This window comes from Chryseobacterium sp. MA9 (assembly GCF_024399315.1).
Lineage (GTDB): Bacteria > Bacteroidota > Bacteroidia > Flavobacteriales > Weeksellaceae > Chryseobacterium.
The window spans coordinates 4,184,647-4,200,788 of record NZ_CP075170.1 but is presented as its reverse complement, the minus strand read 5'-3'; the positions used below and the strand labels follow the sequence as shown (position 1 = coordinate 4,200,788).

General features: G+C 36.4%; 16 protein-coding genes and 1 tRNA gene. 5 read left to right on the top strand and 12 right to left on the bottom strand.

Annotation, left to right across the window (positions count from 1 at the left end; translation table 11 throughout):
* Window positions 1–5 precede the first annotated feature (5 nt).
* The 3 genes from KIK00_RS19215 to KIK00_RS19205 form a co-directional block, all read right to left on the bottom strand.
* Window positions 6–587 (bottom strand): DUF4919 domain-containing protein, encoded by a 582-nt coding sequence (locus KIK00_RS19215; protein ID WP_255813898.1) that lies wholly within the window; start codon window positions 585–587, stop codon window positions 6–8.
* Window positions 574–1,230, bottom strand: a complete 657-nt coding sequence (locus tag KIK00_RS19210; RefSeq protein ID WP_255813897.1) for a hypothetical protein — start codon at window positions 1,228–1,230, stop codon at window positions 574–576. The genes KIK00_RS19215 and KIK00_RS19210 overlap by 14 nt, the downstream gene beginning before the upstream one ends.
* A gap of 336 nt (window positions 1,231–1,566) precedes the next feature.
* Window positions 1,567–1,956, bottom strand: a complete 390-nt coding sequence (locus tag KIK00_RS19205; RefSeq protein WP_255813896.1) for a VOC family protein — start codon at window positions 1,954–1,956, stop codon at window positions 1,567–1,569.
* Between the two features lie 262 nt (window positions 1,957–2,218).
* Between KIK00_RS19205 and deoD the strand changes: the two genes are divergently transcribed.
* A complete protein-coding gene (gene deoD / locus KIK00_RS19200) occupies window positions 2,219–2,929 on the top strand; it encodes a purine-nucleoside phosphorylase (RefSeq protein WP_255813895.1) in 711 nt (236 codons plus the stop codon).
* Window positions 2,930–2,987: 58 nt separating this feature from the next.
* Here the strand turns inward: deoD and KIK00_RS19195 are convergent, their stop codons facing one another.
* The 3 genes from KIK00_RS19195 to KIK00_RS19185 form a co-directional block, all read right to left on the bottom strand.
* Window positions 2,988–3,773 (bottom strand): TatD family hydrolase, encoded by a 786-nt coding sequence (locus KIK00_RS19195; RefSeq protein ID WP_255813894.1) that lies wholly within the window; start codon window positions 3,771–3,773, stop codon window positions 2,988–2,990.
* 288 nt (window positions 3,774–4,061) lie between these two features.
* On the bottom strand, window positions 4,062–4,712 hold the full coding sequence (locus KIK00_RS19190; protein ID WP_255813893.1) for a hypothetical protein: 651 nt from the start codon (window positions 4,710–4,712) through the stop codon (window positions 4,062–4,064).
* A gap of 3 nt (window positions 4,713–4,715) precedes the next feature.
* Window positions 4,716–5,429: a DUF434 domain-containing protein gene (locus tag KIK00_RS19185; protein ID WP_255813892.1), complete on the bottom strand. Its 714-nt coding sequence runs from the start codon at window positions 5,427–5,429 to the stop codon at window positions 4,716–4,718.
* A 273-nt stretch (window positions 5,430–5,702) separates the two neighbouring features.
* On the opposite strand from KIK00_RS19185, the gene KIK00_RS19180 reads away from it, so the two are divergent.
* Window positions 5,703–6,542, top strand: coding sequence for a DUF4822 domain-containing protein (locus KIK00_RS19180; protein ID WP_255813891.1), 840 nt, complete (start codon window positions 5,703–5,705; stop codon window positions 6,540–6,542).
* Between the two features lie 93 nt (window positions 6,543–6,635).
* Here KIK00_RS19180 and KIK00_RS19175 read toward each other — a convergent pair whose 3' ends face one another.
* The 3 genes from KIK00_RS19175 to KIK00_RS19165 form a co-directional block, all read right to left on the bottom strand.
* Window positions 6,636–7,685, bottom strand: a complete 1,050-nt coding sequence (locus tag KIK00_RS19175; RefSeq protein ID WP_255813890.1) for an MBL fold metallo-hydrolase — start codon at window positions 7,683–7,685, stop codon at window positions 6,636–6,638.
* A gap of 11 nt (window positions 7,686–7,696) precedes the next feature.
* Complete coding sequence (locus tag KIK00_RS19170; protein WP_255813889.1) at window positions 7,697–9,277, bottom strand: Na+/H+ antiporter; 1,581 nt, start codon at window positions 9,275–9,277, stop codon at window positions 7,697–7,699.
* Window positions 9,278–9,577: 300 nt separating this feature from the next.
* Window positions 9,578–11,329: an alkaline phosphatase gene (locus KIK00_RS19165; RefSeq protein WP_370647716.1), complete on the bottom strand. Its 1,752-nt coding sequence runs from the start codon at window positions 11,327–11,329 to the stop codon at window positions 9,578–9,580.
* A gap of 223 nt (window positions 11,330–11,552) precedes the next feature.
* Here KIK00_RS19165 and KIK00_RS19160 point away from each other — a divergent pair, with 223 nt between their 5' ends.
* A complete protein-coding gene (locus KIK00_RS19160) occupies window positions 11,553–12,059 on the top strand; it encodes a hypothetical protein (RefSeq protein ID WP_255813887.1) in 507 nt (168 codons plus the stop codon).
* A gap of 51 nt (window positions 12,060–12,110) precedes the next feature.
* Here KIK00_RS19160 and KIK00_RS19155 read toward each other — a convergent pair whose 3' ends face one another.
* The 3 genes from KIK00_RS19155 to mce all read right to left on the bottom strand — a co-directional run bounded on the left by KIK00_RS19155 (window position 12,111) and on the right by mce (window position 14,458).
* Window positions 12,111–13,859 (bottom strand): T9SS type A sorting domain-containing protein, encoded by a 1,749-nt coding sequence (locus KIK00_RS19155; protein ID WP_255813886.1) that lies wholly within the window; start codon window positions 13,857–13,859, stop codon window positions 12,111–12,113.
* 64 nt (window positions 13,860–13,923) lie between these two features.
* A tRNA-Ile gene (locus tag KIK00_RS19150) sits at window positions 13,924–13,997 on the bottom strand.
* Window positions 13,998–14,059: 62 nt separating this feature from the next.
* Window positions 14,060–14,458, bottom strand: coding sequence for a methylmalonyl-CoA epimerase (mce, locus tag KIK00_RS19145; protein WP_126653567.1), 399 nt, complete (start codon window positions 14,456–14,458; stop codon window positions 14,060–14,062).
* 93 nt (window positions 14,459–14,551) lie between these two features.
* Here mce and rbfA point away from each other — a divergent pair, with 93 nt between their 5' ends.
* Window positions 14,552–14,911, top strand: a complete 360-nt coding sequence (gene rbfA / locus KIK00_RS19140; RefSeq protein ID WP_047377769.1) for a 30S ribosome-binding factor RbfA — start codon at window positions 14,552–14,554, stop codon at window positions 14,909–14,911.
* A 3-nt stretch (window positions 14,912–14,914) separates the two neighbouring features.
* Window positions 14,915–16,120 carry an ABC transporter permease gene (locus KIK00_RS19135; RefSeq protein ID WP_255813885.1) on the top strand — a complete coding sequence of 402 codons (1,206 nt, stop codon included), beginning with the start codon at window positions 14,915–14,917 and terminating at the stop codon, window positions 16,118–16,120.
* Window positions 16,121–16,142: the final 22 nt, after the last annotated feature.

The window sequence follows — 16,142 nt, the reverse complement described above, 5'->3', positions numbered from 1 at the left end:
AAAAATTAAAATTTCCACCATTTTTTCTTGTGGGGTTTCTCTTCATCTTTACTTTCTGCCTGTTCATTTCTTTTGCTGAATGAAAAAGCGAGTCTCTGATAAGGGTCTTTGATATCAAAGTACAGTTGCGTTCCGTCATCAAGTGTAAGGGCATCCATGATTTTATCTCCATCTTTAACCAGATTTTGGGATACGTCCTGTTTGTTGAGATGATGTCTTACTAAATCCCTTTCGTCAGAAATTCTTGTAATCATATAGGGAGACTCTTTGGTTCCGTCTCCGGTTTTTTCAAGACATTCAAAAATAATCTGAGCGATTGTCATTTCAATACTCCTTCCTTTTTCATCACCCAATTCTTTGTATGCAAAATATTTATAAATATGAGCTCTCGGGCTTAATAGAATATTGACATTTACATATTGTATAACCTCTTCAAATTTTCCTTCATTCAGTAAATTCCGTATGTTTTCAAGATCCTCTGAATAAGGATCGTATTCAGGATCATTGATTACCAGTTCACGGCATTTCAGAAAGGTTTCTTTGGTAGGGTCAGCTAAAAATTCAAATACTTTCTCATACGTTTTCATTGTTTTCTTCGGTTATAGTTTTTAGTTCTCGCCAGAATACGTCTTTGTGAATTCCGAATTCGGCTGTTATTAGTTTATTGATAAACGGAATTTCCGCCAGTTTATAATCTTTTTTTTCAACAATTCTTTCCAGATAGAGTTTTCTGTAAGTCTTATCTTTCAATTCTTCCTGCCAATTGACATTTTTCAGATCAAGATCATACCCGATTCCTGAATAGTGAAAATGTGTCAGAATCTCTTCCAGCATGGCAATCAAAGGATCTTCCGGATCTACAGAGTTTAAAGCAACAATAATTTGTGGTAAAAACCTCAACGATAAGTCTGCGGATAAGATAGAAGAAATATCCCGGCTTCCTTTAAATGCGGGAATAAGATTTTCAATATTTTTCTCTGTATTTTCTCTGATCAGATAAAGCTGTGCGCTGTGATAGAGAATCTTTGCGGCCCATACGGCTGCCAGTTTGTTACAGTTTAACTGATCGGATAAAAACTCAAGTCGTTCTTTTTCAAATTCTATTTCAAAATAATCTCCGGCTTCCGTCTCTTCCTGAGGGGAAATTTTCTGTAAGTTTGAAAAAAGAGTAATACATTCTTCCTTACGAAGCAAAAAGATCGTGTCTAAAAACGGTGACTTGGTTTCCATGATCTAACAAAAATAAAATTATTTCGCTGAGAATAAAATTTTTAAAGTGAAGATTCATGTTAAATATGGAATTATAGGGTTGGAAAACGTAAGGATGCAAAGATTATAGACATTATGTTGTTTATAAGGCGCAAGTCAATCTGAGATTTTCAGCAAGGCTACTTTCTAATGGGTTATCTTATCAGAATTATAATTTGTAGTATTAATTTTATCGGAGATAAAATCCTTGCGACTTAATACACAGCATTGATTAAGTTTTGCGACTTTGCGTTTCCAACCTATTGACTTGTGTTTATAAAGATTGCTTCGTCGCTAAAGCTCCTCGCAATGAGCGGTTTAGGCTACAATTTCAATGATATTGTTTTCCGGGTCAAGGATTACACTTTCATAATAACCGTCTCCGGTAGTACGTGGTTCTCCAACCACTGTGTATCCGTCTTTTCTTAACGTCTCTGTAAGTTCATCTACCCTTTCTTTACTGTCTACTGAAAATGCAAGATGGATGATTCCATATTGTTGGAATTCGTAGGAGTTTTCGGTTTCTCTGAGATCAGGTTTGGTCATAATTTCGAGCCTGCAGCCATTATCAAAGCTTAAAAAGTAAGACTGAAAATTTTTGACAGGATTATGGTATTTTTCATTGGAAACAGCTCCGAAATATTTCTGATAAAATGCTCTTGATTTTTCAAGATCTTTGACCCAAATGGCAATATGCTCGATTTTCATTTTTAAAAATTTTGTTGTTTTACATTTGCAAAACTAGCCTGACTACTTCCATCATACCTGCTTCGTATTATTCTTTTATTGTTCTGCATTTACCAGATTACGTTTTGAATTACACAAAAGACTACATATATAATATTATTTAAGGCATTTATTGATAACATCTTATATATTCTGTTGATATGAGGTGGCTTCCTTGTTTCCATTATCGTAATCATGGAAACAATCTAAAAGTTATTATCTTTGCTCCATTCAAAATAACATTATGAGTATTCACATCAGTGCAAAAAAAGGAGAAATTGCTAAAGTAGTATTGCAGCCGGGGGATCCGCTTCGTGCACAGTATATTGCTGAAAATTATTTAGAAAATGCTAAACTGGTAAGTAAAACCAGAGGAATTTTTTATTATACAGGTCTTTATAAAGGAAAAGAGCTTACTGTAGGAGCTAGTGGAATGGGATTCCCAAGTATCGGGATCTATTCTTTTGAGTTATTTACAGAATATGAGGTAGAAACGATCATCAGAATCGGGACTTGTGGTGCTTACAATACGGATCTTAAACTTTTTGATATTTTAAATATTGAAAATGCTGCCAGCGAAAGTACTTATGCCAAATATGCATGGGGAATTGAAGATGAAATCCTTCCTCACCAGGGAAATATCTTTGGTACCATCAATGAGACGGCTAAAGAATTATCATTAAACGCTAAAGCAATCAACATTCACAGTAGTGATATTTTCTACAGAAAAGATCCTGCGATTCCTGAAATTGCTACAAAATACAACTGTCCCGCAGTAGAAATGGAGGCATTCGGTTTATTTGCCAATGCTCAGCATTTAGGAAAAAATGCTGCTACTATTCTTACGGTAACGGATATCATTCCTACGCATGAAAAAATCTCTGCTGATGAGAGAGAAAAAGCCTTGAATCCTATGATGGAGCTGGCTTTAGAATCAGCAATAAAGAGTTTGTAAAAAGAAAGACAATTCTGCTTATAAAAAAAGAGCTTTACTTTATCAGTAGAGCTCTTTTTTATAGCCTGAAAAAGTTTCTGGCCGTTTCTGTAGTCTCGTCTGCGACTTCAGAAATACTGATCTTCTTCAGGTGGGCAATTGTTTGTGCTACGTAAGGTAAAAAGGATGGTTCATTACGTCTGTTTTGCATTCTGGGCATATTTTTCGGAAGCATAAAAGGAGCATCCGTTTCAATCATTATTCTGTCAAGAGGTATATATTTTATAACGTCTTCAAGATGTTTAAATCTTTTTTCATCACTGATGGCTCCGGTAAATCCTAAATAAAATCCTTTATCGAGATAAATTTTTGCCTCATCCAATGTCCCGGTAAAGCAATGTACAACAGCTTCGGGCAATTGAGAAAGATATTCATCTGTGATCTCATTAAACCTTTTAAATGCTGATCTTTCATGAAGAAAAAGTGGTTTATTGACTTCTGTTGCGAGTTCTAGCTGGGCTTGATAACATTTTTCCTGTATGGGCCTCGGGGAGAAATCACGGTCAAAATCAAGTCCGCACTCACCTACTGAAATCACATAATCCTGTTTCAATAATTTTCTGAGTTCAGCAATGCTTTCTCCGTTAAAAGATTTGGCATCGTGGGGGTGAATTCCGGCTGTTGAAAATAAAATTTCCGGATATTCTTCTGCAATCTCGGCAGATTCTTTACTTCCCCTTACGCTGGTTCCTGTGAGAATCATATGTTCAACACCATGATCCAAAGCGCGGTTGATTATTTCTTCGTGTTCATTATAGAACTGTTTATTGGTCAGATTAATGCCAATATCAATGTATGTATTCATTTCTTTTTAAAATTTTTATTATGTATTATTTTCAAATATAAAATGGAAGCTGGCAGAAATTCATGACTTCTGTTCTATGGCTGCAAAAATAAAAACTGAGTGCGCAATGTTTTTACGTAGGATAAAAATGACAAAAATGCTAAAAAGTGAAGAGGTAAAATTGCTAATCCGTGCTGGGGATATGTAATTCAATCTTTATGATTGAAGGAATCTGCTTTATTAACAAAATCAACAAGAGTTTTTATCTTCCCACAGATTTCGCAGATGACACAGATGTTTATGCTTTATTTATTCGTTGATAAATTTTTCCAGAAAACCGATCAGTCTTGTTCCACCATGGCTCCATCGGATTCCATGGCCTTCTTTTTCCCTGACTTCAAAAACCAGTTCATGTTTGTAATGGAAGAAAACATTCCACCAGGTTCTGTTGTCAATGATATCATGAATTTTTATCATTACTTTTTCTTGTTTCTGCTGGTTATTTCCTTTTATGTCTCCCCAGAAATCGTCATCCATCCTTCCAATATGTTTTTCCCAGGCTCTTTGTGCAATGGTAATTTCATTGTTGAATGGTTCTCGGCAGGCATTGATCAGCATTGCTTTCAAAGGGGGAATTGCACTTTCATCACGGATGCTTGCTGAGGTCAATCTTTGTCCTAAAATATTCAGCCAATGCTCAAAGGGAATTGCTTCCAGAGATTCTGTTTTCACCTCATCTGAATTATTACTTTCAAGAATATCAATGAATTTTTCAAAGCTTTCCTGCCTGTCAATAATTATTTCTTCGTTAAAATAAGGTAAGTACAGTTCTAAAGTATTCTCCTTAAATTTATAGATATTTTTTTCCAGAGTTTTCAGATGTTCTTCCGCTAAGACACCTTGGTATTTGTCTTTCCATTCTTCAGAAAACAGGGAAATATAAGCTTCAAACAACTTCATATTTTACATCATTTTAATCAGATTAACAGGAAGCTTTTCTTCTCTGATCAAGTAGCCGATCAGATTAAACCATTCTTTACAGTGATCCAGAATCCAGGCATCTGAGGAAATGATAAGTTCTGAACTTTCCGCCAGAAATTTATCGGGGTTGTATTGCAGATCACCTTCCCAATTAAGCTGTTGCTGTTCTGCAAATTCAAGAATAATCTGCTTAATCCGTCCACTGTTGGAAACCGGTTTGTCAAAGATCCAGACGAGCTTCTGAATCTGATTTTTCTGGTAAAAAGCAGCAACCAGTTCTACCGCTCTTAAAGTCTGATTTACTCTTTTATAAGTTCCATGAACTCCGGAAAGGTCGCGGATACAGCCATCCAATCCTTCAAATATATAAGCTCCGGAGAGCAGACTTTCCAACAGGATCAGAACATTAAAGCCATCGAGATAAACCGTTTCTCCTTTTAAATCTAAGGTTTCCACGTGTTTCAACCGCCTGTTGTAGAGTTGTGAATCTGATGCAGACGCACCCCGTAAAGCCTGTATCTGACGGGTTTTCAATCTATATCTGTTTCCAACAAGTTCAGAAGCAGCTTTTTCCGGGTACTCTCTGGTTAGAAGATACCGCATGTCCTCAACAGCCAGTTTCAGCTTGCCAATCTGCTTCTCTGAACCGAACAGAGTGTCATCTCCTGTATTTTTACCGCGGTTTCTGTTATTCATATTCAAAAATAGAATTTTTGGTGAATTTTTATGGTAAGAAATTGAGATTTTAACCGCAAAGTTTTAGTGTTTACCGTTATTTTTTCAGGGAGCAAAGAATGAAATCAATTTCATTGATTTTTTCTGAGCATATGTAATAATTAAGATAGATCATATATCATTTCTTTCATACTAATTCCTGATCTGTTATATTTTCTACAACAAAAGAGATATTTTGTACAATGTTTTGATATTTATTACAGATAAGTTTGCAAAGACTTAAAAAATACCCTTATGAATACACTGAAAAAATTATGTTATCTGTCTGCATCCATGCTGCTATCAGCATCTTTCGTTGCATGTTCAAGTGATGATAATGAGATTATTATTGAACAGCAGACTCCCTCACAGGTACTATCTTCTACTCCATGGGAAACAACCGGAGCTAAGGATAAAAGTGGAAATAATGTAGCACTTACAGATGCCAGTGTTGCTGGATATGTAGGTTTTGCTTATTTCAAAGCAGATGGAAAGTTTGCTATTTACAATCTTACTGATGTACTGAGATCAATGGGAACATGGTCTGTAGATGCACAGGGAAAAACAAGAACTATTGCAGCATTGAACCCGGATGGGACGACTATTTTCACCCGCGATGTTGAAATTCTTGTTTTAAACAGAAATGAATTTACGTACAGAATCCGTCCTAACTCCAGCGATCCGTCTGTTTATTATGACATTATCCACACGAGAACTTCTCATGCAGAACCAACTAACGGACAGCTTACACTAGCTTCCACGCCATGGGAAACGACTGGTGCTAAGGATAAAAGCGGAAATAATGTAGCACTTACAGATGCAAGTGTGGCCGGATATGTAGGATATTCTTATTTCAAAGCTAACGGAACTTTTAAAATTTTCGGATTAAATGATGCATTGAGATCTGAAGGTACATGGTCTATTTCTCCGGACGGGAAAACGAGAACACTTACCACGCCTACTTTTACACGTGTTGTGGATATTCTGCTTCTGAACGAAACAACGTTCACTTACAGAATTACTCCTGATGCAGCAAACCCAGCTGTATTTTACGACATTATTCATACGAAGGTAAACCATAAGGAGCCTTTGTAGTGATTATTTTTTTTATAAGAAGGAAGAAACCTGCTCAGTGATGGGCAGGTTTTTTATTTTTAAAATTAAAAAAATGGTCTGCTTTGTAATTCATTACATATATTCCTTCCACCATTTTTTCCAGGTTGTGGTTCCCAACTGATCCAGATCTACTTTTTCTCCGATCATAGGAAGAGTAATCGGTATATCGTTTTCTTCTGCATATTTTGAGGCAAGAACTAAAGGTTCATACCATGCATGTTGTGCGAGTTTAAATTTTGAATTGTGTACAGGAATGAAGTTTTTAGCTTTCAATTCTTTAATTTCTGTGATAAGCTGATCCGGCAAAGTATGAATATACGGCCACTTTTCGTTATATTGTCCGTTTTCCATGATGGCCAGATCAAACGGTCCGTATTGGTCGCCAATTTCTGTAAAATGATTTCCATAGCCGCTGTCGCCACCCAAAAACAATTTTTTCGTAGGTGTTTTTAAAACAAATGAAGTCCAGAGTGAGATATTACGGTTCAGTAATCTTCCTGAAAAATGCCTTGCAGGAGTAAGCGTGATTCTGAAACCTTCTGCGATGTCTATGCTTTCCCACCAGTTTTTTTCGATGATTTTGTCAAAGCTCCAGCCCCAGTATTCAAAATGCTGGCCCGTACCTAAACCACAAATGACTTTTCCTACTTTATCTTTTAAATCCTGAACGGTTTTATAATCGAGATGATCCCAATGGTCATGTGAGATCAGCAAAAAGTCTATCTCCGGCATATGTTCCGGCTTATAATAATCGGCTCCCTGAAAAGCTTTTATGGAACCTGGCATCGGGGAAGCATTTCCGCTGAAAACGGGATCTATCAGAAATTTTTTACCATCTACCTGTATGAAATAAGAACTGTGCCCGAACCATACCAAAACATTTTCTTCAGGTTGAATGCTCTTTAAATCTGTTACTATAAACGGAAGTGCAGTTTTGGGTGAAGTATTTTCTACTTTACATAAGGTGTGGAAAAGTACCTTGGTCATGCTTTCTCCTTCCAGTAAAGGAGGTGTTGTCAATATATTCTGAAATCTCCCATTGAGATAATTGGGAAGTGTATTAAAATATTCTTTTCTTTTTTCGTCGGGAAACTGCCCGAGCTGCTTTTTTAAATTTTTCATTCCCTTACTTTTTACATTCTGAGCCTTTCTTCTTCCAGGTCCAGCCTTGTTAGATAATGTCTTATATATTCTTCGTCAATATTCGGGTTGCGTCTGTTTTCTTCCCGAAGCCAGGTTCTTTGCTGCTCGATGGTTTCAAAATAGATTGCTTTCGCTTCTTCAGACAGCTTATGAATAGAGTCTTCTTTATCTTCCTGTTCCCAGCGGTCCATCAGTTTGCTAAAATATTCATTTTCGCTTCTTCTTTCTTTATAATTTTCATCCAGATGTCTGAAAGCTACGCGTCGCATTTCTCTTCTCAGAAAATGTTCAGATTCTTCTTCGGACATATATCCTCCTCCTGCATCAGATAAATTGAGTTTTTCGATCAGGGCAGGCAATGTAAGCCCTTGAATAATCAGAGTAGCCAGAATCACAATGAAGGTAATGAAAAGGATGAGATCACGATGCGGGAAAGGCTGCCCGTTTTCCATCACTACAGGAATAGATAAAGCTGCCGCAAGAGAAACTACCCCGCGCATTCCCGTCCAGCCCATTAATAATGGAGCTTTCATTCCCGGATCTCTGTCTGCTACATTAATAAAATTCCGCATAATCAGAGTCACAAAAACAGCGCCAAAGGATGACAGAAAACGCACGAGAATAAGTACTGCGGTAATCAGTACTCCGTAACCGACAGCATCAGATAGACTTATTCCTTCTTTGTTTAAACCTATCATAATTTCCGGCAGATCCAATCCGATGAGTAAGAACACGATTCCATTGATCAGAAATACAAAACTTTCCCAGACGTTGGAGCCTCTTAATCTGGATTGTGAAGTTCTGAAAATCTCATGTCTTCTTACAGAAAGGAATAACCCTCCACTCACTACAGCTAACACCCCCGAAGCATGAACTTCTTCTGCTGCAATATACATCACATAAGGAGCTACCAGGCTAAGGATAGCATCCATATTAACGTCGGTAGGAAATATTTTTTCAATTTTAAGAAATACAAAAGCCAATACAACTCCAATTCCCAAACCTCCAAAAACCATCCATCCAAAACTCGAGGCTGCATCCTGCCATATAAACTGCCCTGTAGCCACTGCGACCATTGCAAACCTGAAGATGATCAGCGAGGAAGCATCATTGAATAAGCTTTCCCCTTCCAGAACGGTAGACAGATTTTTAGGAACTTTTACAAATTTTAAAATAGCTCCTGCACTTACAGCATCCGGTGGTGACACTATTCCTCCCAACACAAAACCTAGCGCCAGTGAAAACCCGGGAATATATGAATTAGCTACAAACGCTACAGATATTGCGGTAAGAAAAACTACAATGAAGGCAAAGCTGGTAATGATCCGTCTCAGTTTCCAGATTTCCTTCCAGGAAACGGCAAAAGCTGCTTCGTATAAAAGCGGAGGCAGGAAAATAATAAAGATCAATTCAGGATCAATTTTTAACACCGGTAATCCGGGAATAAAACTGATAAGAAGTCCTGCAATAACCAATATGATAGGATAGGCTACTTTTAATCGGTTAGCCAGCATAATGGCCCCGATAATGACAAGGACCAGTCCCAGATAATAAATAAAATTTTCCACCATTGCTTTTCAATTAATCTTAAATTAAGTCTCTGTTTATTGGATCACAAAATTTAAAAGAAAATTAAATATAAGGATAAGATTTTGAGATGTGAAAATAAATTTGAAAAGAACTGCCAACGTTCTTGTCAGCCAGATCATGAACCACCATGACTTAGAAACTAACGGTAAAAAATCTTTTCTTACATCCTCTTGCATCTGTTCAAGATACGAATACGAAAAAAGCTAATAATATAAAAGAGCCACAGTGGCACACCATGACTCTTTTTACTAAATTGAAAATAAGATATAATTAAATTAAAACTATGAAATTGTATATGTTTTTTCTGTAGTTGTATTGTACGTATCGGAGATGACGTTGTCTACAAATCTCCATTCTGCTACGGAACTTCCGGTAGTAAATTTCACATGCAGATAACCTCTTTTATAGAGATTAGCATAATCAAGGTCATCAATCAATAATGAAAATGCCTGAGCCAGTTCTATAGCTTTTGTAGGATCGGACGTGATTCCCAGGTAACCTTCTAATCCTGGAGAAGAAACGGAACTGCAGGCCAGCTCGGTTCCGATAAATTTCCCTTGAGAGTCTGTCAGTTTTCCTAACCAGGCATTGTGGGTATCCCCTGCCAATACTACTACATTTTTACCTGCAAGAATGGAATACAGCTGTTCTCTTTCCATGAAATATCCATCCCAGGCATCTAAATTATAGGGTAAAGTAGTTGTGATTCTGGCAATTTCCTGTGGCGTTAATGTAGGATCCTGCTGTTGATGTCTTGTCTTAAGAATAATCAATTGTGTGATGGTATTCTGAAGAGCCTGCATGGTAGCTGGTTGTGCACTTCCGTGCTGTTTTATTTCTGCTAAAATCTGGTTCAATAGCATCAGAAGTTCTGCCGGAACCATCATTTTGGTCATTAAAATCTGTTGTCCAAGTACTTTCCATTTTGCAGTGTCTCCATTGATCTGAGAACTCAGCCATGACATCTGTTCGCTTCCGATCAGTTTTCTGCTGGTACTCAGGAAGTCTGTTTTAAACTGTACCTGATTAAAGTTGCCCGTACTATCAAGATAATTAGAATATTCCATTTGTTTATCCCTTGCAATTACCCTGGTATCCATCATATAAAGAGAAACGATATTTCCGAAATTGAAGCTTCTGTAAATTCTCATATCCTTACCCGTTTTAAGAGGAATATATTCACTGTATGCCTGGAAAGCTGCCATTTTTCTTACCTGAAAATCGCCTTCATTAGGCTGATGGTTTTCTGCTCCGGTTTTATAGGTGTCATTGGCAAACTCGTGATCATCCCAAACACAGATGAATGGTTTCTTCTGGTGAAGAAGCTGAAGGTTTTTATCTCCTCTGTACTGTCTGTATCGTTCTCTGTAATCGCTGAGATTAAGGATTTCCTTAGCCGGCTGGTGGGCTCTTCCTAATTGATTGGTGTAAGGATTTGTTCCATATTGCCCGGGAGCATATTCATAGATATAATCTCCAAGGTGTACCACTATGTCAGCTTCAGATTTTGCAATAGCTCCATAAACATTAAAAAGTCCTGCAGGAAAGTTGGAGCAGGATACCACCGCCATCTTCACTTCGTTTACAGTATCTGATTTCGATGGTAAAGTAAGAGTTTCCCCTGTCACACTTACTTCTTTGGTTTTGCTATTATAGAATCTGTAGTAATACTTTGTGTTGGAAGAGATATTCTGTACATCCACCGCTACTGTAAAGTCATTTACTGCTGTTGCATTGACCTGGCCTCTTCTTACGACTTCTGAAAAGTTGCTGTTTTTACTGATCTCCCATGTAATTTCTGCATCAGTACCCTTAGAATATCTTGTCCAGATAATGATTCCCGCTGCACTTGGATCAAAACTTGCCACTCCGGATTCAAATCCTCCGTTTTTAAGATCGTCAGGGGCATTACCATTTTCAGTAAAATCGTCGCTGCAGCTTTCAATTAAAGGAGCAATGAAAATTCCTCCGGCTGCCAATAATGAGTTTTTAAGAAATCTTCTTCTGTTGAATTGGTTATTGTTTTCCATCATTACTTTTTTTGCAAAGCAACGGTATCTGTGGAAGAAGGCTGTTAACTGAATCTTAAATGTATTTTATGGTTTTTTAAACAAATGTTTAATGTTATGCATAGGAAATTTAAAGGAATAAAATGTCTCTTTTTAAGAAAATAAAAATGGGAATCTATGTAAATATTTTTAAAAGTTGTGCTGCTTTTCATTACATTCACCAGACTAATAATTATAATTAAATGATATGACTAAAAAAATCATTCTTTCGTTATTTCTCTTAATAACAGGATATTTTTTCTATAACCCAATGATCATATCCTTAGCAGCTGTGAAAGATCCTGAATCTATTCATTTTAAACCCGGCCAGGTATTTAAATTAAAAGATATTCCTGAACTGAAAAGTTCTCAAAATATGGCTGTATATATTACTTTAACTCAGGAAGACCGAAAAAACCTCAGCCCCACAATTCCCAAATGGAAAGTTTTAAAGTCTGACAATACAGCTTTGATACACGATCTGCTTAATTGTAATTTCAGATATAACAATTCAGATGTTTCAACAATACAAAGTAAGATATATGTATACTCCAACAATATATTGGTTTTTGAAAGTGAGATTTCTCTTAATACAAACGGCTTAGGACTCCAAAACAGGACTACAGGCTGGGCAACTCCTGTGGATAGTAATCATTTGCTTAATATTATAAGTCAGTTTGACAGGTTTAACCTACCAGTTTTGATTATTAAATAGTATGTTTTCTTGAATAAAAAAACCGCTTATGATACGTAAGCGGTTTATTTTTTATTTCTTAATAATTTTCTGTGTAGTATTTTTAGATCCGGTTACAGTATTTACAAAATAAACACCAGTCGGTAAATCTTTTATACTTAGCGTTACTGAAACTGCTTCAACTTTTTTTGAAAGAATAAGCTTTCCTTCGGCATTGTTTACTGTTACTACTGAGATTTTTGAATCGGAGGTAACTGTAATGATATCGCTGGTTGGGTTCGGATAAACTTTTAAACTTCTTCTAAAATCAGATTCATCTGTTTTTAGGTTTAAATAAGCATTCTCTTTCAGTTTTAATAAAAAGCCATCATATACTCCCAAAACCGGAGCAAAGGTTACTCCGGGATAAAAATTCACCTTGTTAGAATATCTTCCACACAATAAAATATCATTATTTGCATCAATATGAATATTATAAGGATAATCATAAAGTTCTCCACCGTAGCTTTTTGCCCATAAAAAGTTTCCACCAGCATTGAGAGCAATAAAGAAAATATCATCATTTCCTCCATTGGCATATATCCAGTTCTCCGCGTTATCATCAGGATTACAGTCCATACTGGTAAGAAAGTGTCCGGCAAGATATACCTTATCTCCTTTTACAGCTACAGAATGTGGTAGCTCAGATGATGTAAAACCTAAAGTCCCCATTGCTCCAAAGTTTTTAACCCAAACAAACTGTCCCGCGGAATTCAGTTTCAGGAAATAAATACTGGATGGGCCTATGGATGTCATATTAAAAGTAGTATTTGGATCAGGGTTAAAATCTACAGTCCCTTTAAATGTTCCGGCACTGTATACATTTCCGGTTTCATCTACATCTACAGCATACCCGAAAGCAAAATCATTGGAAGCAAAAGACCTTACCCATTGAAAACCTCCATCTGAGAGTTTATATTTCCCAACAAATGCATCTCCAAGCGCATGAGATTGAACCTGATGTACAGAACTTCCCGGATCAAAATCTATTTGTCCTTTAAAATACCCTGTGATATAAATATTCTGACCATCGATAACCATCTTTTCAATTTTATCATCATTTCCAAGAGACCCCATTTGTTTTGCCCAGGCAAAATTTCCATTAGTATCCAGTTTCATAAAGAACATATCAGATAGAGTATCTGTTGTAAGATTATAAACACCTGGTCCCGGATCTACATCTATAGTATATCTAAAGTCACCACCCATATATATATTTCCAGCAGGATCAACCTTCATACTATTAATCCTTGCTACATTAGGATCATCCCCTCCTACTTTCTTTGCCCACATGAAATTCCCATTGGAGTTATATTTCCCAACAAAACGAAAAACAGAACTTATAGGTGCGCCGGGAATAAAATATGAACTGAACGGACTTGGATCCAGATCTACATTTGTAAAACACATTCCTGTAATATATATATTGTCAGCACCATCAATGGCAATTTTAGGATGGAGTTTTTCATCATCTGTAATGGATGCCATAATATTACCTCCCATTTGTTTTGCCCAAATTAAGTTACCATTGGGACTTAACTTTATGCAAAAGATTCTTCCTTTATCCTGTGTAAAGGTGTTCATATAATAAAGTCCTGGCCCCGGATCAAAATCAACATGTCCCTCAAACAAGCCTACGGCATAGATACTTCCATCCGAACCTGTCACCATATCTGATATTGATTCCTTATCAATTTCTCTTATTGGTACTACCCATTCAGGTACCTGCGCTGTTAAAAATGATTGAAAAAATAATAGAATTAAGAAATAAAAGAACTTCATGGTTATGTTTTTTATAAATATTAATAAAAAAACCGCTCACATAACGTAAGCGGTTGATTTTCTGTGGTCCCACCTGGGCTCGAACCAGGGACCACCTGATTATGAGTCAGGTGCTCTAACCAACTGAGCTATAGGACCTCAAAACTTGGTTAAATTTTGTGTTTGCAAAAATAGTAAAATTTCTTTCACTACAAAATTTTTTATTGCTTTTCTTGGCAAAGTTCTACCAGCACGCCGTTTGTAGATTTTGGATGTAGGAAGACAACTAATTTATTATCAGCACCTTCTTTCGGTTCTTCAGAGATAAACTGAAATCCTTCTTTTTTCAGTCTTTTCACTTCTTCCAGGATATTTTCAACTCCAAATGCCAGATGATGGATGCCTTCACCCTTTTTATCGATGAATTTTGAGATCGGACTTTCAGGATTACTGGCTTCCAACAGCTCAATTTTACTTTCTCCTGTTTCATAGAAAGAAGTTACAACTCCTTCCCTTTCTACAGATTCTTTTTTATAGGATTCCTTTCCCAATAGTTTCGCAAAAAGCTCATCAGAAACTCCTAAAGACTTTACGGCAATACCAATATGTTCTAGCTTCATAAATACTAATAAATATAATTAAATCGTAAATTTGATACTACAGTTGAATTTCAAAGTATCAATTCAAACAAAAGTACTAAATTTGCAGAAATTATGGAAAGTAACAGACAAAGAAAAGTAGCACAGATTATTCAGGAAGACTTCGCAGAGCTTTTCCGCAAACAGGCTGCAGAAAGCAAACAGAGTATTTTAGTATCTGTTTCAGATGTAAAAGTAACTGCTGACTTAGGAATTGCTAAGATTTATTTAAGCATTTTCCCACAGGAATTCCGTACCGCTGTGATGAAGGAAATTGAAGAAAACAAACCTCAATACAGAAACTTCATTGGTCAGAAAATGTCAAAACAGGTACGTATCATTCCACAACTTAACTTTTACCTTGACACTGCTCTGGATGATGTTGAAAAATTAGAAAGAGAATTAAGAGGCGAAGGCGACAATCCTGTTTTATAAATCTTGAAGAATATTGCATTTTACATAGCATCCAGATACCTTTTGGCTAAAAAAGGCAGCACCGCGGTTACGTTCATTACGTGGCTGTCTGTGGGTGCCATGACGGTTGCTGTGACTGCAATGTTCGTTATTATTTCTGTTTTCTCAGGTCTTGAGGACCTCAATAAAGACCTTATTTCTAATCTTCATGCAGACCTTACTTTAAAAAGCGCTTCCGGAAAAACCATTAAAAATCTGGATAACGTCAATAAAATATTGGGTACCCATAAAGAAGTCAGCAGCTTCTCCCGTGTTATTGAAGAAAAAGTATACATCAGTTTCAACGGGAAAGGAGATATTGCCTATTTAAGAGGTGTTGATTCTGCTTACATCAAAGTAAACCCTATCAATAAAGATGTTTTCTACGGAACTTATCCAAGCTTCAAATACTCCAATGAAGTATTGATGGAAAATAGTCTGGACAACAGACTTTCAATTCCTGTAGATTCTTCCAACCATTATGCGACAGTCTTTATGCCCAAACCGGGAACAGGGATTATCAATAAAGAAGAAGACATTTATAATAAAAGAGATATTTCAGTAACTGGTGTTTTCCCTGGCAAAGATCAACTGGACAATTATATTATCTCTCCTATTGAGCTTGCAGAAGAATTACTTAATCTTCCCAAAAAGTCAGCTTATCAGATTGTTATTAAACTAAAAAATCCGGAAAATGCAGATGCTGTAAAGCAAAGCCTGCTTTCTTCTCTCGGAAAAAATATTGAGATCAAAACCAAGGAAGAAGAAAATGCTGCTTTCTGGAAAATGATCAATACTGAAAAACTTTTTATCTACCTGATTTTTGCACTGGTTATCTTCATTACTACCTTTAATCTTGCCGGAGCGATCATTATCCTTCAGCTTGATAAAAAAGAACAGGCAAAATCATTGATATCACTAGGATTTCCTTTGAGCCATTTAAGAATGACCTATTTCTACACCGGCCTCCTGATTGTTGTTTCCGGAGTGATTACCGGATTGATTCTTGGAACAGCACTTTGCTACTTCCAGCTCTACACAGGATTCTTCAGAGCCAATGAAGTACTGCCGTTCCCTGTAAAAATTGTAGGAAAAAACTATCTTATTGTAGCCCTTACAGCTTCCTTATTTGGAATCACTATTTCATGGTTCTTTTCAAAAATAAGCAAGGAATATATTACTAAAAACTAATAGATTAAGTTTATATATTACA